Source organism: Lactobacillus sp. ESL0237, assembly GCF_003692985.1.
Classification (GTDB): domain Bacteria; phylum Bacillota; class Bacilli; order Lactobacillales; family Lactobacillaceae; genus Lactobacillus; species Lactobacillus bombicola.
Genome location: NZ_REHE01000005.1, coordinates 19075 through 41520, shown reverse-complemented (window position 1 = coordinate 41520; position 22446 = coordinate 19075). Strand labels below are relative to the sequence as shown.

20 protein-coding genes and 3 tRNA genes are annotated in these 22446 nt (G+C 34.1%); 3 read left to right on the top strand and 20 right to left on the bottom strand.

The features are described from left to right. Positions 1–42: 42 nt before the first annotated feature. Together F5ESL0237_RS01375 and F5ESL0237_RS01370 are read right to left on the bottom strand one after the other, a co-directional pair. Positions 43–1140: a glycosyltransferase gene (locus tag F5ESL0237_RS01375; protein ID WP_122021316.1), complete on the bottom strand. Its 1098-nt coding sequence runs from the start codon at positions 1138–1140 to the stop codon at positions 43–45. Continuing rightward, a complete protein-coding gene (locus F5ESL0237_RS01370; RefSeq protein ID WP_090093599.1) occupies positions 1137–1874 on the bottom strand; it encodes a WecB/TagA/CpsF family glycosyltransferase in 738 nt (245 codons plus the stop codon). Before F5ESL0237_RS01370 ends, F5ESL0237_RS01375 begins: the two co-directional genes overlap by 4 nt. A gap of 119 nt (positions 1875–1993) precedes the next feature. Here F5ESL0237_RS01370 and tagD point away from each other — a divergent pair, with 119 nt between their 5' ends. Further along, complete coding sequence (gene tagD, locus F5ESL0237_RS01365; RefSeq protein WP_090093597.1) at positions 1994–2380, top strand: glycerol-3-phosphate cytidylyltransferase; 387 nt, start codon at positions 1994–1996, stop codon at positions 2378–2380. A 36-nt stretch (positions 2381–2416) separates the two neighbouring features. Here tagD and F5ESL0237_RS01360 read toward each other — a convergent pair whose 3' ends face one another. From F5ESL0237_RS01360 to pfkB, 11 genes are all read right to left on the bottom strand, one after another. Beyond that, positions 2417–3115, bottom strand: coding sequence for a GntR family transcriptional regulator (locus F5ESL0237_RS01360; RefSeq protein WP_090093596.1), 699 nt, complete (start codon positions 3113–3115; stop codon positions 2417–2419). Positions 3116–3175: 60 nt separating this feature from the next. After that, positions 3176–4294 carry a hypothetical protein gene (locus F5ESL0237_RS01355; RefSeq protein ID WP_122021314.1) on the bottom strand — a complete coding sequence of 373 codons (1119 nt, stop codon included), beginning with the start codon at positions 4292–4294 and terminating at the stop codon, positions 3176–3178. Positions 4295–4459: 165 nt separating this feature from the next. Next, positions 4460–4531 (bottom strand) — tRNA-Gln (locus tag F5ESL0237_RS01350). A gap of 7 nt (positions 4532–4538) precedes the next feature. Further along, positions 4539–4620: transfer RNA gene (locus tag F5ESL0237_RS01345), tRNA-Tyr, on the bottom strand. Positions 4621–4677: 57 nt separating this feature from the next. Further along, positions 4678–5859: an aminotransferase class I/II-fold pyridoxal phosphate-dependent enzyme gene (locus tag F5ESL0237_RS01340; RefSeq protein WP_122024435.1), complete on the bottom strand. Its 1182-nt coding sequence runs from the start codon at positions 5857–5859 to the stop codon at positions 4678–4680. Positions 5860–6008: 149 nt separating this feature from the next. Further along, a tRNA-Gln gene (locus tag F5ESL0237_RS01335) sits at positions 6009–6080 on the bottom strand. Between the two features lie 81 nt (positions 6081–6161). Further along, positions 6162–6677: an N-acetyltransferase gene (locus F5ESL0237_RS01330; RefSeq protein WP_122021312.1), complete on the bottom strand. Its 516-nt coding sequence runs from the start codon at positions 6675–6677 to the stop codon at positions 6162–6164. Between the two features lie 63 nt (positions 6678–6740). Continuing rightward, entirely contained in the window at positions 6741–7823 is a 1083-nt protein-coding gene (locus tag F5ESL0237_RS01325; RefSeq protein ID WP_122021311.1) for an SEC10/PgrA surface exclusion domain-containing protein, read from the bottom strand. A gap of 195 nt (positions 7824–8018) precedes the next feature. Continuing rightward, positions 8019–8699, bottom strand: coding sequence for an SLAP domain-containing protein (locus tag F5ESL0237_RS01320; RefSeq protein ID WP_122024446.1), 681 nt, complete (start codon positions 8697–8699; stop codon positions 8019–8021). A gap of 660 nt (positions 8700–9359) precedes the next feature. Then, positions 9360–11279: a fructose-specific PTS transporter subunit EIIC gene (locus F5ESL0237_RS01310; RefSeq protein ID WP_122024434.1), complete on the bottom strand. Its 1920-nt coding sequence runs from the start codon at positions 11277–11279 to the stop codon at positions 9360–9362. 1 nt (position 11280) lies between these two features. Continuing rightward, entirely contained in the window at positions 11281–12210 is a 930-nt protein-coding gene (pfkB, locus tag F5ESL0237_RS01305; RefSeq protein WP_122024433.1) for a 1-phosphofructokinase, read from the bottom strand. Positions 12211–12330: 120 nt separating this feature from the next. Between pfkB and F5ESL0237_RS01300 the strand changes: the two genes are divergently transcribed. Continuing rightward, complete coding sequence (locus F5ESL0237_RS01300; protein WP_122024432.1) at positions 12331–13092, top strand: MurR/RpiR family transcriptional regulator; 762 nt, start codon at positions 12331–12333, stop codon at positions 13090–13092. Between the two features lie 44 nt (positions 13093–13136). Here the strand turns inward: F5ESL0237_RS01300 and F5ESL0237_RS01295 are convergent, their stop codons facing one another. From F5ESL0237_RS01295 to F5ESL0237_RS01265, 7 genes are all read right to left on the bottom strand, one after another. After that, positions 13137–14129, bottom strand: coding sequence for a tagatose 1,6-diphosphate aldolase (locus tag F5ESL0237_RS01295; protein ID WP_122021308.1), 993 nt, complete (start codon positions 14127–14129; stop codon positions 13137–13139). A 356-nt stretch (positions 14130–14485) separates the two neighbouring features. Continuing rightward, on the bottom strand, positions 14486–15904 hold the full coding sequence (gene lacG / locus F5ESL0237_RS01290) for a 6-phospho-beta-galactosidase (RefSeq protein WP_122024431.1): 1419 nt from the start codon (positions 15902–15904) through the stop codon (positions 14486–14488). 22 nt (positions 15905–15926) lie between these two features. Next, positions 15927–17681, bottom strand: a complete 1755-nt coding sequence (locus tag F5ESL0237_RS01285) for a PTS lactose transporter subunit IIBC (RefSeq protein WP_122024430.1) — start codon at positions 17679–17681, stop codon at positions 15927–15929. Between the two features lie 18 nt (positions 17682–17699). Then, complete coding sequence (locus F5ESL0237_RS01280; RefSeq protein WP_122024429.1) at positions 17700–18056, bottom strand: PTS lactose/cellobiose transporter subunit IIA; 357 nt, start codon at positions 18054–18056, stop codon at positions 17700–17702. Positions 18057–18330: 274 nt separating this feature from the next. Next, positions 18331–18906 carry a galactose-6-phosphate isomerase subunit LacB gene (gene lacB / locus F5ESL0237_RS01275; RefSeq protein ID WP_090093551.1) on the bottom strand — a complete coding sequence of 192 codons (576 nt, stop codon included), beginning with the start codon at positions 18904–18906 and terminating at the stop codon, positions 18331–18333. Positions 18907–18919: 13 nt separating this feature from the next. Further along, on the bottom strand, positions 18920–19348 hold the full coding sequence (lacA, locus tag F5ESL0237_RS01270; RefSeq protein ID WP_122024428.1) for a galactose-6-phosphate isomerase subunit LacA: 429 nt from the start codon (positions 19346–19348) through the stop codon (positions 18920–18922). 23 nt (positions 19349–19371) lie between these two features. After that, the gene (locus tag F5ESL0237_RS01265; protein WP_122024427.1) at positions 19372–20127 is read right to left on the bottom strand and encodes a DeoR/GlpR family DNA-binding transcription regulator; all 756 of its coding nucleotides are present in this window, start codon (positions 20125–20127) and stop codon (positions 19372–19374) included. Positions 20128–20857: 730 nt separating this feature from the next. Between F5ESL0237_RS01265 and F5ESL0237_RS01260 the strand changes: the two genes are divergently transcribed. Next, entirely contained in the window at positions 20858–22444 is a 1587-nt protein-coding gene (locus F5ESL0237_RS01260) for a sensor histidine kinase (RefSeq protein WP_122024426.1), read from the top strand. Positions 22445–22446: the final 2 nt, after the last annotated feature.

Genomic DNA, 22446 nt, shown 5'->3' with positions numbered 1-22446 from the left:
TTTTGCTTTATTATAAACATTTCTAACTTTTTAAACAATTAGTTATTCTGCCAAAAGTACTTCATAAGCCTTTAAAATACTTTCAAGTTGTTTTTTTAATGAAAATCTACTGGCTACATATTCTTTTTCGCTTAGCGCCATTTGCGATAACTGTTCTTTTGATAATTCAATTGCCTTTTTTAAATTAGCAGCAATTGAATTAATATTACCCACAGTAGCAATAAAACCATGTTGCTTATCTGGAATCATCATTTTAATATCACCAACAGCCGTCGAAAGTAGTGGTAAAAGGTTATCACTAGCTTCCAGTAAAACCAAAGGGAAGCTCTCAGAATATGAAGTTAAAACAGCTAAGTCCATTTTGCGATATAAATTTTCCAACTGTTTTTGTGATATAAATCCCAAAAAAGTAACTTGCTTTGTCAACTCTAACTTTTGCGCCAATTTTTTCAAACTTGCAAGTTGGGTACCATTACCAGCAATATATAAATGAACATTGGGATTATTAATTATTTTTAGTGCTTCTAATAATAAATCTTGCCCCTTTACTTTTTCTGTGCGGGCAACATTTACAAGATTAAAGCACTGATGTTCTTCTTTAACAGGAATTGCACTATTAGCATGAAATTTTGTTCCGTTATATATAGCGTGTACTTTATTCGCGTCTAAGTTGGCTCTTGTTACTAAAAGTTGGGCAAACTTTTGGGTCACTGCAAAAACACATTCTGCTTGTCTAAGGGCGTATAAGTTGGCTGTTGTAAATACATGACCTAATATACCGTGATCTGCAAAATCGAGATATGGATCTGAATGGACTGTTACACACCACTTGGCCTTAATTTTATGCTTAATCAAGGCAACAAATAAATTAGCGCGCGCACCATGGGTATGCACAATGTCAAATTCTCCTTGATTAATAAAGGTACGCAAGCGCTTAAGTCCAGTTAAATCATAACGATTATTCACCCCTAAAACATGCACATTTAGTTGGGCATTTGCTGCAGCACTAGCTACAGGTCCTGGAGCCAAACATAATAAGGTGAAATCTTGCCCCGCCGCTTTAGCCTGCCTAAGTAGATTAACAATATGGGTTAGCCCACCGCCATTTTCAAGACCTGCATTTACATGCAAAATTTTCATAACACTTTCTGTTCCTTTTTAGATTGGTATATTTTTTGGACAAATTTAGGTAAAACTAGCATCCGTTTAAAGCGGCTAGGATTTTTTAACAAACGATATAACCATTCTAGGTGTAACTTTTGCCAGGATTGCGGTGCTCTTTTGACTTTGCCTGAAAAGACATCAAAGCTTCCTCCCACCCCCATCATCAAAGCTGGTAACAAATTTTTGCGCAAAAGGGCTAAAAGCTGTTCCTGTTTAGGTGAGCCTAAAGCTGCAAAAACAAGGTCTGGCTCTGTTCGTTCAATTTGATAAGCAACTAACTCTAAGTCTTCTTTAAAATAGCCATCCCTTGCACCAACTAACTGAATATCAGAGTATTCTTGAATAATTTTTGCTTTAGTTGCTTCAATCACACTAGGCTCAGCCCCAATTAGGTAAACTCGTAAGTTGCGTTCATTGGCAAATGACATTAACCAAGTAAATAAGTCATAGCCAGTAACTCGTTCAATAATTGGGTTACCTAAATACTTTGCTGCCTTAACAATTCCAATCCCATCAGCCGTAATGTAATCTGCATCGTATTTTAAAATTTTCATAAATTCTGGATTTTCATTAGTAGCCATAACAATTTCCGGATTAGCAGTCACAACCAAAGTCGATTGATGAGCATTAATTTTGCCAATAAATTCATTTTGGAATTGTTGAAAAGATTTATTATCAAAGTCAACACCTAGAACATTCACTTTATCCATGACAAATTCCTCCATGTTCCATTTATTATATTTTAGCAAACTATCAAACTTTACGTGACATGTTTTACCTTTTCTATAAATATGATAATATTAATTCGTCAATTAATAGGAGCACTAATATGAAAAAAGTTATCACCTATGGAACATTTGATTTATTGCATTATGGTCATATTCGCCTACTTCAACGAGCCAAAGAAATGGGCGATTACCTTATCGTTGGCCTTTCAACAGATAAATTTAACGAACTACAAAAGCATAAAGAATCATACAATAATTTTGCTGAACGAAAATATATTTTAGAAGCAATTCGCTACGTTGATGAAGTCATTCCCGAACAAGATTGGAATCAAAAAATTGCTGATATTCAAAAATACGATATTAGCTTATTTGTTATGGGAAGTGACTGGCAGGGTAAATTTGATTTTTTAAAGCCATACTGTCAAGTAACTTATCTATCGCGAACACCGGGTATTTCAACGACTAAAATCAAAAATGACTTAAAATAAAAAGCTTTAATTACCTACGGGTTAATTAAAGCTTTTTTATTTAGAAAATGTAAATTCAAAACGATCGGCTACATAACTTGCTCTTGTATATTCAAATGGCTCTCCAGATGAAAGTTCTGTTACTTGTAAACGGGTAATTAAAGCTTCACCTTTTTTAGCATTAAGTAAGCGCGCCGCATTTTCATTCGCAATTGCGGCAGAAATATGTTCGGTTACGCGACCAATTTCATAGCCATTTTGCTCTAACGTACGATATAAATGCGTTGATATATTTTCTTTAGACATGCCTAAAATCAATTTATGGGGAATTGTAACAACTTCATAGCAAATTGGCACATTATCGGCATAACGAATTCGTTCCATGCGTAAAATTGTTTGATCTTTAGCCAAATGCAATCGTTCCATTTCCGATAAAGAAGGCTTACCAACACGATATGAAATTAACTTACTAGAAGGAATTTGACCGTTGGCATGAGTAATATCAGTAAACGACATAATACCCGACATTTTTTCTTGTACTTTTTGATTTGCGACATAGGTGCCACTACCCAGTCTTTGTTCTAAAATTCCTTCATCTTCTAAAGTTTTTATTGCTTGGCGCAAAGTCATCCGAGAAACACCAAATTTAAGAGCAAGTTGCCGTTCAGATGGTATCCTGCTGCCAACCTTATAAATATGACTTTCAATTTCACGCTTAATTTGATTATGAATTTTAATATACATTGGCTCTTCCATTTTGCACCCCCAACTATACCAGTATTATAGGCTAAATTAAAAATAATAATTATATTATTTTTAATTATTTTCTTTAGTAATCCACTTCATTCCCAAAAGCTTGAATTTAGCTTCATAGCTACGCTCTACTGTAATTTCTTCATCACTAGTTGCAATGACACTAGCACTTAATTTGGCAGAATCTTTTACCGCTAAATGAGCTCCATTAGAATTAAAAATCAAATCTCGCCCCTCAAACTCTGCATCATCGCCCAATGCTAAAAAATACTGATATTCAAGTCCACCATTAAAAGTCGTTTGGCGTGCACTACATTTTGCTTTATCTTGAAAATCAGTATGACTAAGTATAAGTGAATTAATAATCGTTAGTTGGGCCTCGTTAACACCAATTAAACGATCTATTTGACTATTTTGAATAATCACGTGTGGTTTAGAATCTAGATAAACGCAGCCCTTAAAATTGCAACCAACAATGTTAACCCAAGTTCTATCTGTAATATACAGGCAAGTATCATCTTGAAAAGAAAGTTCGCTATTTAGCATATTTAACCAAACTTCGCCTTGAACTAATAATGTATTTGCCTGTGAATTATTAAAATTAATTTCTATATTGGAATTATCATATGTTTCAATACTACCATTTATCTGTGAATTATTGATAATTGCTGTACCACGACCTTCAAGAGCCAAAGCCGCAACGTCTTTTACAACATTTTCAATTGTAGAATCATTCATTTCTAAACGAAAATCGGCATCAGCAAATAGAGAAACTGATCCATTTAAAATAATTGTTGAGTATAACTCTAACGTTACTTTGCCGTTGCAAGCTATTACCGCTGTATCATCCCCATATCCTTTGATTATGCAATTACGTAAAGTCAAATATGTATTAGCTTTAGGAGGAATATACAAACTATTTGCTTCATCATTAGTATTGAGACAAAGATTTTCTAAATTGACAAATCGACTGTCATTGGCCACATTGATGCAGCCTAAAATAGTTGTATCTTCAGGCAAGGTTCCCGTACCTTTAATTGTAATATCAGAAAAAAGTATCCCCTGTGGTAAATCATAAAATCCAGGTTCCAAAAGGAGAACATCATCTGTTCTGAGATCCTTTAAAGCCTCATGCCAATTAGTTTCTTCAATACTAGCACCAACTTTAACTAGTCTAGCCATAAAAATTCTCCTTTTAATGAAAAAATCAACGTCCACTTCCTGCTATTTGTGCTTACTTTATTAAATTATAGTAAGTACAAGTAGTCCTTAAACCATTGCCGCATATTTTTGCATAAAAGCAAGTAAAAAGGCAACTATCACAGCTGCCTTAAATCAATTATCTTATTGGGTTAGCTGGATTCGAACCAGCGCATACTAGTACCAAAAACTAGTGCCTTACCACTTGGCTATAACCCAGTGACAATGGAGGAGGGTGGATTCGAACCGCCGAACTCAGAGAGAGCGGTTTTACAGACCGCCGCGTTTAGCCACTTCGCTACTCCTCCGTTACGCACGTAAATTATATTACCGAAAAACGTGCATAATTGCAAGCAATTTTTTGCTTAATTTTTATTTTTATTTATATATTTTTCAAGACGCTTTAGTCCTTCATCAATTTGTGCCATCGAAACCGCATAAGAGAATCTAATATAACCCGCTCCTGCTTGGGCAAAACAGGAACCGCTAGTAACTGCAACATGAGCCTTATCAACTAAATCATAGATAAATTTATTGTCATCTTGCTCAAACCCAGCAGGAATTTTAGCAAAAATATAAAAGGCTCCTTGAGGTTTAACACAAGCAAAACCTAACTTAGTCAACCCGTTATATAAAACATCGCGTCGTTTTTTAAACTCTGCCTTCATTAATTGTGCATCATTCATCCCATTTTTAAAAGCCTCTTCAGCTGCATCCTGCATTGGTGTAGGCTCAGTAGTGGCTATAAATTGATGAACTTTTGCAATTTGTGCCACAATATTTTTTGGTGCGCAAATAATACCAATGCGATAACCTGTCATTGCCCAAGATTTAGAAACACCATTTAGTAAAATAACTTGATCGTGTAGAGTTTTTTCCATTGATGCATGATCTTGATCATAACAAAGTTCACTATAAATTTCATCACATAATGCAAAGATTGGCTTATCACGAATCACATCGGCTAAAGAATCTAGTTCCGCTTGACTATAAGTCACACCAGTTGGATTATTTGGATAATTCATTATTAATAAGCGCACGCGATCCCCATATTGATCAAGTACCGCTTGTAATTTATTAGGCGTCAATTTAAAGTTATCCGCTGAAGTATCGATTTCAACAACTTTAATTTGCTGACTAATCATTCTGGCATCACTCATATATAATGGAAATATCGGAGTAGGCACAACCATAATATCGCCTGGATTTAGAGTTGCAATTACTGTATCAAAGATTGCCTCAGTTACCCCATTAGTAACCAAAATTTCAGTTTCAGGATCATATTTTTGCCCATACTTTTGAGCTAAAAATGTCCCCACTGCTTGTCGTAAACCTATTGTCCCGTTTGATGGCGCATAATGTGAGTGATTTTGTACAATTGCTTTTTGAGCAGCTTCTTTAATATGCTCAGGAGTGTCAAAGTCAGGTTCACCAATAGTAAACTTAACTACATCAGGAATTTTACTGGCATAATCTGAAAATTTCAAAATTGAATTTTGGGGAATATCAGTTAAGCCAGACTTCATGTATTTTATCAAATCAACCATTTTTTCACCTATCCTCTTTATATTTTCATCAATTATACATTTAACTACAATTATTTTCTACCTATTTTTTCATAATACCATCAATTATTTAAAAGCAAAAAAATAGACAGCTAGCTGTCTATTTTCGGGTTGGGTGTTCGTATGAACAATTGGGTTAGCTGGATTCGAACCAGCGCATACTAGTACCAAAAACTAGTGCCTTACCACTTGGCTATAACCCAATTCATTTGAGCTTTTACTTGTCACTCAACGATAAATAGTATATGAAATTATTGCTTCTAAGTCAAGCAAAAAATAATTTTTTATAGGTTAAGTTCATAAGCATAGCGCAGACCATTTTTGGTTTGGTCAATTTGAACAGTTCCACGATATTTAAAACCTGTTTTTTTAATTAACTTTTGCATTCTTAAGTTAACAGGATGGGTATCAATTCTAAAATTGTTAATCCCCTTTAATTTTCCTTGTGAAATCAAGTTCGACATAAAAAATTGGCCTAAATGCTGTCCACGAAAATCAGCTGAAATAGCTATTCGGTGAATTGTTGCATATTGCAGGTGCTCTTGATTCCATGCTCCATCAATCTTGGCATAAGTAGTTTCTGGAGTCGTTTGTAAAATTGCAATACCAGCAATTTGTTGATCGACCATTAGACAATAAGCTTGTTTTTTTACAATATCCATTGTAATTATTTCTTGATTTGGCCGTCCATTCTGCCATTGAGGGTTACCATCTTCTTTTAATAACTGCTTAGCTTGATTAATAATTTGCATAATTTTTGTGATATCTTTATTTGTTGCTTGTTGAAGATAAATTGCCATATTTTTTCCTTTACACCTTAATTCTCACTATAAAAATTTAATCCAGTAAAGACTAATTTTATCTTAGGGTTTAAAAGCAAAATTATATTTTTTATTTTTAACAACATTGGTTGGTATGCTGATAAAGTGCATTGAACAAATATTATTTGTAACAGAAATACTAAAGCCAAAATAATTATAATCGCCATCATATAGAGAGCCTTGCGTGTTAAATAAATCTCCAGCATGTTCCCATTCTTTATAGTTACTGCGGTCAAAACGTCCAGCTTCACCACTACCTACATAACCAAAAATCATTTGCTTTAAGCCAAAATAGACGCATTGTTTTAATTCCGTCATGGTCATTATTTGATTATGATTATAAAAGCCCGCCATATCTTCAATATAATTATTGTCAAAGTTCAATCCATTTTTATGACAAGCCCGCACAATTCCCTCTATATAATGACTTTCTCTAATAGTTCTATTATTAACAAAGTACTCTCTGGCTATATCGTCAGCCAGTTTACTTGCACCATAACTTTCTCGCCATGGCTTTAACTTTAAATCCCTTCTAGCTTCATTAATTAACCGTAAGGAAAAAGAACTAAGTGTAGCCAATTGATCAGCGCTGAGATTAGCTACATCTACTTTTGTATTTTTATCTTTGGCATTTTCCCCAAGTTTTAACCGACTAAAATCGTTTGCTTTCATACCATACATTGATGCATTAATAAAAGCTTGACTAGCTTTTCCCTGATAGGCCTTTAACAATTCTTTTTTAGTATAACCTTGCGGTAATTTTATTGTTGCTCGCACATATTTTTTAATATTAGGCTTAACTCGTGCTTTTACTTTACTCTGTTTGACCAGCTGAGCATCCTTTGCCAGAAGCCACTGAGAATTATTTCCTATTTTATAGGCCAAAAGTTTCTTTCGTCCTAATTTCTTTTTTTCACTATACTGATATCTTATTTTAGGCATAGCATATAGATGCGATAATTTACCTGAACTGTTATAAAGTCTGGCCTTTTCGTTTGCTTTAGTTTTTACATATCTATTAACTGTAGTCGCGATTATTTCCTGTGGCTTATTTACAAATTTGACTGAAATAATTACTGAAAAAATGATATTAACTATTACAATAGTAGCTTGGCTTTTTTTCATTAAATTTTCCTCAAAAGTATCTTTTAAATAATTTGTTCATCATTATTAAATAATTTTAAAACTAATTAATAACTATTGCCAATGTATTATTAATTTTTATAACTATTATTTAAGTTATTTTATAATTTATAGCAAAAACAGGAGCTAATAAGGTTAACTAGCTCCTGTTTTGTATATTGAATTTATTTAAAACAATTAATACCAACCATTTGCTTGCCAAAATTGTTTAGCCGCTGCCCATGAGCCATAACGACTAGCAACATATTGATTGGCAACACGTTCTTGATTAGCAGCGGAATAATCGCCATTTAGATACGCAGCTGCTAATTGGTACTTGCCAATATATTGACCATTTTGTGCACTATATGAGCTACCTGATTCACGATTAGCAATCCAGGCCTTGGCACTAGATTCTGCATCATTTCCAACCATTGTCTCATTCTGTGCATTGGTAGGATTATTATTTGCAGCAACAGTAGAACTATCAGACTCTACTGTTACTTGAGATTGAGATTGAGATTGAGTTTCAGTTTCATTTATATTTACTGGATAATAGCCTGAATTTACGTATTCTGCTTTTACCCATTGATTTTTGCCTAAATCATACCATTTTTCTCCATTATGATCATAGGCAGTTTTTATGACTTTCCAAGATGAATTACTTGGTAAAATTTGTCCAGTAGCTTCAGGCTGCTCGTAACTATTCCAAACGTGAATACCATTTCCTTCAACATAGTTCACAGTTACAACTGCTGCATCATTTTCAACGGTAGCTGCATGAACAGTATTAGTTTTGGTACTGTTCATCAGCGCAACGCCTGAAACAGATAATGCTGCTACTGCTGCTGATTTAACTAAGATTGATTTTACCTTCAAAAAAATTCTCTCCTTATCAAATTTCATATCATTTCCTCATCAAATTGACAAACATGCATTAATCAATTCGATTGCCTACATACTACAGTGTTTAAATTGCAGAACTATAACAGGAATATCACTCAGGCTTTAAAAAAATATTACTTCTGTTAAAGATAATGTCATACTTGTAACATTTGCTTCACATTCATGCCAAACTAAAAATTAAGTCCCAGTAAAGATTGCAAATATACTTGTCATATACAAGAACAAAGGTTTTCTATCGGTATATTCTAACTAAACCTCTAATTTTGCAACATAAATGAAAAATATTATTTTTGCTTTTCTTCTTTAATCATGAAAAGTGCTATTATAAAAGTTGAGATTTCAAAGAAAGGGTGAATGAATTGAGTAAGTATATCGTTAAATTAAGCGAACAAGACTGGCAAATGATTAAAGATTGTCATTCTAAAAATGATTCAATCATGCAGGCCTTGGCTGAAGCCAAAAAAGTCGAAGATTAAAAATTAAAGTTGTTAACTTTTGCTTTCTCTTTGAGAAAGCTTTTTATTTACAAAAAAGTTAATATCGTTATCTCAAAAGGAAATATATGGTACAAATTATATTTATAAAAAATAATAGAGGAAAAACACTTTGATTTTTCCTCTATTAATCCATATTTTAAATTTTAGTATTTTTAAACAAGTTAAAAATATCTTGAGCCGTATTAGCAATCTTTAGCTTAGCAATAAAATCTTCATGAGTTAGCAACTTGGCTGTATTCGACAAATATTTTAGGTGCTCATTACTATCAACTTGTGGAATCAAAAATGAAATTACTATATCAATTTTCTGTCCATCTAGTGATTGCCAGTCTATTGGATGCTTTAATTTAAGAATTAGCATTGCTGATTTTTCAATTGCAGCTGATTGAGCATGTGGTATTGCAAAACCATCTGTCATACCTGTCGAACCTTCTTGTTCACGGTTAGCATAACTGGCATAAACCTTTTTACTATCATTAGCTAAATTATTGTTAACTGCAAAATCAGCTAAATATTTTAAAGCCTCATCACGATTTGGTATATCAACATCTGTTTTAATATTTCTTATTTCTAAGATATCACTTGGATCAAATGTTTCCTCATTTATTGCTGAGGTTCCATTTTTTATTTTAGAAGAAGTAGTTATCACACTATTTTCAGCGGATACTGTATCTTTTTTTGCGAATCGTCCAGCAATTAGTGCCAATAAAACACCAGAGATAATTGAACCTATTATAATCCATAAAACCCATAAAAGGGGCTTGTTAACTAATGGTAAAACAATAAAACCGCCGTGAGGTGCAGGAACACTAATTTTAGTAATATATGTCAATACTGCTGCTATTGCTGATCCCACCATAAAAGCTGGAATATTCCATAAAGGATGTTTTGCAGCAAATGGAATAGCACCTTCAGTAATATGAGTTGATCCTAGCAAAAAGTTAACATAACCTGCTGTTTTTTCGCTCTTAGAATATGCTTTAGGATTCATTAAAACAGCGAATCCTGTAGCTAATGGTGGAGCAATACATGCGGCAGAAACACCAGCCATAAAGAAATAATTACCTTGAGCAAGTAAAACTGTTCCTGTAACATAGGCAGCCTTATTTATTGGGCCACCAAAATCAGATGCACACATTATTCCGACAATGATTCCCAGTAAAATTGGATTAGTGTTTTCAAAACCTTTGAGCCATGTCATCATACCTACATTAATCGCTTTAATCGGTGTATTTAATAAATACATGATGGAACCAGTGATTAAAACTCCTAGAACTGGAAATAGGAAAATTGATTTTAAGCCGCGAAATTTATCATCTGGTAATGGTTTAAATAATTTTTGTAATCCCCAAACCACAATTGTTGCTAAATAACCACCAACAATAGCTCCTAAGAATCCACCACCACCATTAAATGTAATAAAACCAGCAGCTAATCCAACAACAAAACCTGTTCTTTGAGCTAATGCTTCTGCTATATATGCTCCTAAGACTGGAGCCATCAAATTCATGGTCGTACTACCGACTGTGTTTAACATAGCTGCAAATTGATTGTATTCACTACTCTTAGGATCAGCCGAATTAATTCCCCAGAAGAAGGAAATTGCAATCAAAACACCACCTGCAACAACAAATGGTAACATATGCGATACACCATTCATTAGTGATGTATACAATTTGTTTCCTACACTTTGGTTATTTTCACTAATCATATCAGAATTACCCGAATTTTGACCTTCTTTATAAATAGGTGCATTCAATGCACGATTAATCAACTCTTCAGGTTCCTTTAATCCATGAGCCACAGGAACTACAACTAACTTTTTACCTGCAAAACGATCAGTATCAACATCTATATCAGATGCAATAATTACAGCTTTAGCTTCTCTTATTTCTTCAGCTGTCAAATGGTTTTCAACCCCAGTTTGTCCGTGAGTTTCAATTTTGATCGTATAGCCCAGCTTTTTCGCGGCCTTTTCCAAGGCCTCTTCGGCCATAAAAGTATGCGCAACACCAGTAGCACAACCTGTTGCACCAACCAAATCATATTTTGCCATATTAATACACCCCTTCTTTTACTGAAATCTGTGGTAATAATTCATCTAAAGCAAACTTAGTTAAGCCAATTCTGCTTGCAGTGTCGCTACCTGCCGCCACCGCCATCTTTAAAGCTTCTTCAACTGATTTATTTTTTTCTAATAGAGCAATAAAAGTTCCCAGCATTGTATCGCCTGCACAAGCTGAATTGACTACTTTGATTTTGGGCGCATTGGCAAATAAAATGCGATTATCATTAATTAATGCTGCTCCTTGTGCCCCTAAAGAAACCAAAACATTTTTACAACCACCTGCCACTAATTTTTGTGACAATTCTACGATTTTCTTTTTAGTTAATTTTTCCTTGCAGTTAAAAAGTTTTGCTAATTCTGCATCATTCGGTTTTAGCAAAAATGGTTGAAATGGCAAAGTATCAAGAATTGCCGCATAACTACTATCGATAACTAACTTAGCTTTCTTATTATTAGCAATTTTAGCAATTTCAACCAAAATATTGGGTTTAATTCCCTTGGAAAAACTTCCAGAAATCACTACAATATCATTAGTTACCAAATTAGTGGTTAGATACTGCAAAAATTTATCCTGAACGGTTTGATTAATTATAGGTCCCGGATTTACCTCTTTATATTCAGTATTTTCGTCAATGACATTTGTAAAAACATTAACTCTAGTTGGTTCCTTAACTTTAAAAAAATTAGTTTGTATACCTTTTTCCTTTAATCCAGAAACGATATAATCCAATGTAAAACCACCACCAATACCAGTAGCAACACTATCTATACCTAATTTTTTCAAAATAAATGATACGTTAACGCCTTTACCATTTGGTTGTAACTCAAATTTTTCAGTTCTATTAACTACCTTAGGTTCCAACTTTTTTGTCACAATCACTAAATCAATTGCCGGATTTAGAGTTATTGTATAAATCAAAATTTTCACTCCTTTTTATTGACTTTTACTTTATTATATAGATAATTTGTTGTAACATTTTTCTTAATGATAGCGTTTACTTTTATAATATAGAAAAAGTTTTACAAATGAGGTAAATCAATGCCAACTAAAGAACTCAGTTCTGCTGAACTCCACTTATGGAACATTGTCGAAAATAATCCTGAACAAATTGCAAAAATGTCAATAGTTAAATTAAGTCAATTCGCAAATGTATCTACTGCGACAATCGTACGCACAATGCAAAAAATGGGCTATAGCGGTTATACTTCTTACCGTGAATCTTTAAAATTAAAGAGTAAATCAAACTCTGCCTTTAGCGTCTTAAATGACGCTGACGATAAAATCCGTCATGTCATTACTAAAAACGAGATTGAAATGAATAATACCCTCCATAATCTTAGCTACAGCACGATTGAAGATAGTATTTCATTAACTAGACAAGCAAAAATTATTTATATTTTTGCCAGAGGTTTATCAGAATCAATTGCCAATGAATTAATGGTTAAGTTGCAGTTAACTGGGAAATATTGTGAATTTCATTCTGATCCAAATATTATTAAAACTATAGCTAGTAAAATTAAACCTAATGCACTTGCAATTTTTATTACTCTAAATGGCGAAACCGAAGAACTAGTTGCAGCAGCAGCCATTTTGAATAAAAATGAAATACCAACTCTAACTTTTACTACCAATCCAGCCGGAAGTATCATGCCTTATTCCACCATGTCATTTATCGGATATATGTCAAAAACAAATTATTTTCCTGAATATGAGGTGCGTTCACGCTTACCTTTACAAATTATGACACGTATTTTTAGTGATGCTTATTCTGTTAGAACTGGTTTTTATGAAAGCAAATAAAAAGGCCATCTATATATATAGATGGCTTTTCCTATACTGTTTAATTATTCTATTTTTAATTTTTCACGCCAGGATTTTGCACCGCTGAGCACTTTATTTAAATTTTCAATATTTTCCTTACCTTTAGTTGCAAGCCATTTACGGCCAGCTTCTTCACTTTCACCAGCAAACGGTTTAATCGCTGGTTTCCAGGTAGCTCGCCCGCAAAGAACGCCATTAAATTTTGCTCCCACATCCTCAGCCATTTTAATCTCAGCAATAAATTCCTCGCTTGTTACACCAGCTGATAAGAAGATATAGGGTAGATCGGTTGCTTCGGATTGCTTTTTCAATAATTTTTTAGCTTCAGCTTGAGTATAAATAACGTTGTTATCGCCATTAAAGCCTTCAACATACTTAAGATTAAAGGGAATTTCCACCTTTAAAACCGTCACATTATATTGAGGTTTTGAGAACTCTTGCATGGTTGCAATAACTTTATTAGCCTTAACTTTAGCAAAATCTTCGCCTTTAGTATCATTAATTTTAGCATCGTAAGTCAATATTTCTAAGAAAAATGGCAATTCATTAGCTTTTGACTCAGCACCTACTCTTTCAACAAAAGCTTTCTTTTTATCATTGATTTCTTCTCCCTCGTCTGGATCATAATAAACTAAAAATTTGATTGCATCACCACCCTCATTCTTAATTCGTAACCCAGATTGATTCTCAATTAAATCAGGCATTCTACCAGGTACAGTTGTATCATAACCAGTTTTTTCATAAGAAAGCAGTAAACCACAATTCTTATCTCTAACTTTAGTAGCAGGAAGACCGTATTCTGGATCAGTCAATATTGATGAAGCATACGGTGTTAGTTCACTTGAAACGGCCTTTTTAAAATCAACAATTGTTGTTTCATCTGCTGGTTTATTTGCTGCATCGGCCAGCATTGTTTTAAGCGATCCACGTTGATCGATTGCTAATGCACTAATGATACCATCTTCAGTTGATAAATTTTCCATATGTTTAGCAACGGTAGAAGTAATTGTTCTCATTATATATCTCCTTTTATTTTAATCGCACATTGCAATTATATACTTATTTAGCTATTGATTAAAGCGCTATCAATATACTTGAAAAGATTTACATATAATGACTAAATTTAGAAAAGTTTTACTTAATTTATAAATATTTTATATTTGCTATTACTTATTACTATATTTAAAATATTTTTACAAAATCAGTCATATTAATTAATTATTGGAGCATTTTTATGACATTCACTTATACGCTAAGATACATGTTGGATCCACGCACAAATACGTCAGAAAAAAAACTACTAAAGCAAAATAATATAACAATATTATTACAGACAAAAAAATAGAGATACAATATATCCCTACCTAAAATATTATTTCATTGTGTCCGCTAGTTCTTTAAACCAAAGTGCACTCTTCTTTATATAACGCTTTTGGGTTTTAAAATCAACGTAAAATAATCCGTACCGCTTATTATAGCCATTAGCCCAAGAAAATTGATCCTGGAGTGACCAAACAAAATATCCTTGTACATTGACGCCCTTATTTTTTGCTTTAAGAAGTGCATCCATATGCTGATCGATAAAATCGATTCTTGGCTGGTCATCGATAATTTTATCTGTACCATCAAATTGGTCTTTGTATCCTAAGCCATTTTCGGTAATATAAATCGTTTGACAGTTGGGGTAGTCATGATTAACACGAAGTAAAACGTCATAAAGTCCCTTAGGAAAAATATTCCAGTCCCAATCAGTAGTCGATACACCCTGTTTCTTAACTATTTCGCCAACACCCTTAAATTTAAAGGATGATGTCCCTTTAGCACCTGTTCCGTTAAAGTGATTTTCACTCTCACCTTGATAAGCCTTAATAAATTGATTTTGATAATAATTTAAACCAAAAATATCATTTTGAGTCGCAGCTTTAGCTAAAATATCTAGATCACCATCTTGAATATCTAGGTGGGCATTATTTAACCGCAATATTTCATTAATCGAAGTCATAGTGTCTTTAGAATAATAACCTAAAAATGTTCCATCAAGTAAAAATTTATTTAGGAAGGCATCCTCAAGTTTTGCCGCATTCTTATCTTCTTCGGAGTCAGAGATTGGATAAACTGGCTGCAGAACATGAATTAACCCAATTCGTCCTGACAAATTCATACTCTTATACAAGTTAACCACACGAGCATGAGCAAGCAGTTCATTATGCTCTGCTTGGATAGCACTTGTTACATCAAAGTGATGATTAGGCGGGAAGGTACCTGCAATGTATTGCGAGTAAGCAAGTGAAATTAATTCATTAATGGTAAACCAGTTCTTAACTTCCTTAAATTCATTAAAGCAGAACTTGGCATAATCAACAAAGTAATCAATGTTTTTACGATTAAGCCAATCACCATCTTCAAACAAATTCTTTGGACTATCAAAATGGTGAAGACTGACATATGGTTCAATACCATTATCAAGACATTCTTTAAACAAATTATGATAAAAATCTACCCCTTTTTGGTTAACAGAACCATAACCTTGTGGAAAAATTCTCGTCCAGGCAATTGAAACTCTGATTGCATTCAAGCCATATTTCTTGGCCAATCTAATATCTTCGGGGTAACGATTATAAAAATCGCTGGCTGGGTCAGGAGAAAACCTTCCTTGCTTGCGCAAATACGCATCCCACATTGTTTCTCCCTTCCCATCAACTTTTGTACTTCCTTCTACTTGATAGGCTGCTGTAGCACCACCCCATACAAAGTCATTAGGTAATTTTTGTACTCTATTTAATAAACTCATTGTCAATTTCTCCATTAATTCTTTAATCTGAAATATTTGTGATGATTAAGTCTAAGCACTTATCAGCATGTTGTGTCATATTAATGTATTGTTTACCAGTTGTAGTAATCATTTTAGCGTTATTCTGTTTGCATTCCTTCTCAAGCTCATCCTTCATAGCATGCATTTGAGGAGCCAAAATAACAATATCCATACCGCTTAGTAAATCATGATGTGATCCAAACGATGTAGCGGCCACCGATAAAGGCAATGAATTTTCACTTGCCAACTTATTTAGGGCCTTGGCTAAAATTCCACTAGTTCCGCCACCTGCACACAGAACCAAGACATTTAATTCTTTACCATCTTTGGTTTTTGAAAGTGGTATCTTACTAGATAAACCTGCTTTAGCTGTTTGACCATCATTTATTGTGTTTACTTCACCAGCTGTTTCTTCATTATGAGAAATAACTGCTGTAGAATTTGCATCATTTTGATCTTCCTCAGCATGTTGCTTTTCTTCGTTACACTTCTGAATATCATAGGCCTTGAAGAACGGATAATACATTACCGTATCAACAACCAACAATACAATAGATAAGACAATTGCAGCGATTGAAAAGCCGGTTCCCATGATAAGACCCAACGTACCTGGCGTAGTCCATGGCAGATTATAAATAAAACCAGGCATATGGAAGATATCAACAAAAATTTTGAAGAGCCAAACATTAACGATTGGTGTTAATATAAAAGGAATAAAGAAGACTGGATTTAAGATTAGCGGTGCCCCAAAAAGAATTGGTTCATTAACACCGAATAGTACCGGAATAGACGCGGCGCGACCAACAGCTTTTAGCTCCTTAGATTTGGCCCAAAAAGCAAACATCAAAGTAATAACCAGGGTTGCGCCAGTTCCTCCAAGGGTTGCAACAAAATATTGCGTACCTTGCGCCAATATATGGTTAGCACCAGCAATATTTCCTGCTTTCCAAGCAGTTAAATTTGATTCTACATTACTCAAATAGATTGCGGTTACAGCTGGTTCAACGATTGATGGTCCTTGGATACCAATAAACCAAAAGAAAGCCATTGCGCCATAAACAATTGCTAAACCCACATAACCGTCCGCAGCCGTGAACAGCGGAGAAAGAACTTGAATAATCCAAGTAGCTAAATTGGTTCCGGTTAGTGCCCTAAATACCAAGGAAAACACCCAGAAGAAACCGGTACTTATTGCAAAGGGAATAATATTTTCAAAAGCACTTGCGATATTTTGAGGTACAGCGCTCGGCAACTTAATCGTTATATGATTTTTAAAACACACATAATAAACATTAGGAACAATAAATGCTACAAGAAATGCACAAATCAAGCCTTTAGTACCAATCATTGAAATTGCAAAATAAATATTATTTAGCTTATCTGTCAAAGTATCTACTGCAACCAAAATAAATGAAATCTGTGCTGTAAACTGCACACCTATTGTTGGAATCTGTGCGATTTTAGGTAGATCTAAGTTTAACGAATCAGTTAAAGCTTTGGCCACGGATGAAGAAGCCATCAATGCTAGAACACCCATTGACATGTTATAAAACATATTTAACGCATTGGCCACTTTAACGGGCCATGCAAAGTGCCAAATCAAGGGTACATTGGCAATTAAGAGAAAAATACTCGAAAAAATAATGATCGGCATTAGAGCAATAAATCCATCTCTAACTGCCCGTAAATACTTATTTGCAGCTATTTTTTGAAAAAGCGGTTGGGCTTTTTCAATTTGCTTTATTACGACATTCATACTTATCCTCTTTTCTTATTACTCGTTTTTCTTTAATTGTTCAAGTTCTTTAAGGGTAATATTGTATTTTTCATATAAATCGATAAAATACTTAGCCTGATCTCTCAAGAGCATCGTAGTCATCAAAGTATCTTGGCCATGAGACATAATAAAGGTTGTTTCCATCTCCTCACCACTGGCTTCTTTACTCATTAGCCTGGTTTGGGAATTATGGGCATCGTTAAGTGAAACATCTGCACTTTTAACAAATTCACGCGCTTTATCATAATTGCCTTTTTGTGCTTCATCTAATGCATTCATTAGTGCAGTTTTTGCATCTCCCGCATATGCAACAATTTCAAAGCCTGCCATTGATATTTCTTCTCTTGTAACCATTTTTCTCTCCTTTTCATACTAAATAAATTTTCGGTTTTGTTCGAATATGTTAGTTTTTGTTTGATTATCTATTGATATTATATGTAACCGGATTCAAAATTGCAACCAATTTTCTTAATTTTCTACAAATTGAAATAGTGAAACTTTGTTTCTCATTCTGATTTTATTAAACAAATTTCCCTCTGCCTTACCGAGTACAAAAAAAGACCACGACAATTTCTGCATGATCTTTTGTATTTGTGTGCGATTAAATTTTGTTTTTTATTTACTTTTATTAGTCGTGGTATACGCCTTCAGCCCACTTCTTATTTTCTTCATCAAAGAAGTGAACATTATCCTTTTGATCAGGATTTGGCTTTGCAATACCATCAATTTTAGTAATTAATTTGCGGTTATCGTCAGTTGGGGCATACCTAGCATTCAAAAATGAATCTACAATATCAAAAATGAAATCACGTCCAAGGACAATACCGCCAAAGCCAATAACATTTGCATTTAATTCACGGCGGGCATATTCAGCTTGGGTAGCATCGCCAACCATCGCTGCTCGAATACCCTCATTTTTATCAGCAGCCGTTGAAATACCGATGCCTGTCCCGCAAAGAACGATGCCGAGATCAGCACGACCATCAGCAACGTCTTCTGCCACGCGTTTACCATACATTGGATAGTGAGTTCTTGTGTTGTCATGTGTACCTTCATCAATTACACGATAGCCCTCATCCTTAAGGTGATCAGAAATAGCCATTTTAATTGCAGTCACAATATGGTCATTACCCAAGGCAATCACCGTATGCTTATCAATTTTAGGATCAACAAATTCTGGTTGTGGTCGATCATTATCTAACATTTTTAGCCCTCCTTTAGATCATTTCTTCTAACATGTTTAGCCGAATCTGATGCCGTCCGCCAGCATAATCAGTATCAAGATAATGTTGCACGATCGAATAGGCTAATTTTTCACCAACAATGCCACTTCCCAAAGCGATAGCCTTGGCACCGTTGTGCATCGCTGTCATGTGGGCAGTTCTTTCCTCGTTCACATTTGCGGTAACCATCCCTTTGACCTTGTTAGAAGCCATTGCCGATCCTACACCATATTCGTCAAACATGATGGCTTTTTTAATACCGCTATCCAGTACTTCACGTGTAACTAGCAAGCTAGATTCAACAAAATCTGCTGCTGCTTTTGTTGTAACGTCCAAGACCTCATAATTGTAATCCTCCAAGTACTGCTTGACTTTTTCCTTTAAGTCAAAGCCAGCCTGATCGCTACCAATAACAACTTTCATAGCTAAAACTCCTCTCAAAACAACTATTTATAAATAGTTGTAAATTGACTATAATGTTTTTCCAATTCAGGATCGATACCATGATTAGTAATCAAACCATCAACATCGCGCAAGTCATAAAATTGATGAAAATCACTGTGATCCAATTTAGAATAATCAGCCACAATCAATTTAACTTGTGAATGATCTAATCCGATTTTCTCGGTTTGACCCTCTTCTAAGTTAGCTGTTGTCATAGAAGTATCTTTAATGCCATTAACACCTACAAAGCCGACTGAAAAAGACATTGTTGCAAGTTCACTATTAGCAAGAGCCCCTAAAAAAGCACCACTGATTCTCCGATAAGAACCGCCAATCATGATCAGATCATAATTATTAGGACTGTTTTTAGCCACTTCAAAAACTGGCAGTGAATTAGTCACTATCCTGAGATGCTTAACTTTCAAGTTAGCAACCATTAATTCTAAAGTAGTGCCCGGACCAACATAAATTGAATCATTTTCATGAATTAGATTGCAGGCGCGCTTGGCAACTTCAATCTTTTCCTTACTATGAATCTCTCTTTTTTGTTTGTAACTTTTTTCAATACGGCTTTGGTCTGATAAAATCTGCGCGCCACCGTGAATACGCATAATCTTGTTGAACTTATGCAATTCATTTAGATCCCGCCTAATTGTCATATCAGACACCTTGAGGGCTTGAGCCAATTCATCAACTGTTACAAACTTTTGCGTGTTTACTATCTGTAAAATCGTCTTTAATCTTTCACTTTTTAACATGGTTACCTACTTTTTAAACTAGATTAAGCAACTAACTTAGTTCATCTTTTAGTATAATTGTTCTATTTTGTTTGTCAATGTTTGAACATGTTTGATAAACAGATTAAGAATAATTAGCTGCAAGTTATTTCTTCTTTCTAAATCTATTCTATATCATGTTGTTCAAAAATTATTAAATCAATGGCTTCTTTACAAAATTTTGTCTCCCGATAATTCTCGTAAAAAATCATTCAAAATTTCAGCGTATTTTCCAGAAGTAGAAACAGTAATCAATGGGGAAAATTATTTTAGAAAGCGATGATTTCAAATCAAACTTGAATAAGCTGATTTTTCGCAAAAGTGTCTGACAACAGATTGCAAAAACATTAAGCATGATTGATAATTTCATTAACAGTCACCTGGTCTAACCGGGAGAGATTTTCCACTAACAATTGCGTGATTGCCACTATCATAATGAGAATTGATTAATTCACTTAGTGAATTTAGTAACCCGATATTATTTACATTAGTCACCTTTAAACACTTCTATTAGCTCAATTTGCAATTTTTGACATCAATATAACTTTAAGTATAGCTTGGTAACTATCAGTTATGACTGCTATTTTTAGTTTAAAAGATATTTTAGTTATTTATTTAAGCACTTGATAAAATTTTCCTTTGGTTAAGCTTTTTTATGATTTAGTAGTTTATACTAATAGTAATCAGTTGTAACGATATAAAAAGGAAAAACATGCCACGAAAATCAAGCTTTAGCTTAAGAACTAAATCTGTTTTACTAGTTTTTTTAACAACAGTTATTTTTGTTATTACTGCTGGCAGTATCGCTTCATACCATGTCAAACAGAGTCAAAAGCAAATAATCAAAGAGAAAATTGCTGGAGTTGCTAGAATTGCTGCTCAAGATGCAACCGTTAAGGAAACTCTAAAAAAGCATCCCCAGCCCACCCAAAATAATTCATTGCAAAAATATGCCAATCAAATCACACAGGCATCTCATGTTGATTTCGTTGTCATTTTAGATCGGAAATTAATGCGCTACTCCCACCCTGATACTAGTCGGATTGGCAAAAGATTTAGTTCTCCGCAAGATGCTAAAAAATCAAGCACTGGTAAAAGCCATTATTCACATCGCAAAGGTATTTTAGGAACGGGTTACCGCATCTTTGTGCCTGTTTTCAAGAACAAACAACAAGTTGGCATTGTTTGCGTTGGCCTAACCGATAGCTCAATTAACCGGGCAATTTTATCTGCTCAAAAAGCGGTTATTCTTGGTTCATTATTTGCTTTATGTGCTGGCATAATTTTGGCACTTTTTTTAGCGCAAAGGATTAAAAAATCTCTTTTTAATATGGAACCAAATGAAATTGCTACCAAGCTGACGGAACTACACGCTATTATTGATAGTATTGATGAAATCTTAATTGCCGTTAATGAACAAAACATCGTAATTACAACCAATTATTTAGCTAAAAAAACATTTCCAGCAGTTAAAGTGGGTACTGCACTAGATTCCAATTTAGCTAAACTAATTTTTAATCATAATCATTCACAAAATAAGACCAATGTTCCGCTCTTAATTAACGCTAAAGAATACATTGTATCCACTAGTAGGCTAGTTTACCATGACAAAACTTATGGCCAAATTGCTCTACTGCAAGATCAATCCAAATACCAACAACTGTCTGAACAATTAGCTGGAAGTGAGCAATACATTCAAGCGCTTAGAGCGCAATCGCATGAATTTCGCAATAAATTACAGGCAATTTACGGTATGATTGAATTAAAGCAATATGATAATGTTACTAATTTTATTGGCAAAGTTAATGCTAATTACCAGCAAGAGTTTGGCCAGCTAAACCAGCAGATTGAATCACCAGCTTTAGTCGGGTTTTTAACCGGTAAAATTAATCAGGCTAAAGAGCAAAAAGTGACTTTGACACTTACTCCTGATTCCTATCTGCCACAAGCAATTGTTTCAGACCAATTAAATCTTGATCTGATCAAGATATTGGGTAACTTAATCGACAATGCCTTAGCTGCCATTGATACCAGTGGTGCCATTAAACTCGAACTTAATTATGATACCGAAAGTACGACCCTGATTATAGAAGTGACCGATAACGGTAGTGGTATTTTTCCTGCTGTCCGAGAACAACTTTTTAAGCAAAAATATTCTACTAAAGGTAAAGGTCATGGTTACGGCTTAATGCTAGTTAAGCAAATTGTCGATAATCATCACGGCTATATTGACATTACACCTTGTAATCCACATGGTAGCAATTTCTATCTTGAATTACCGATTAACAGCGAGGAATAAAA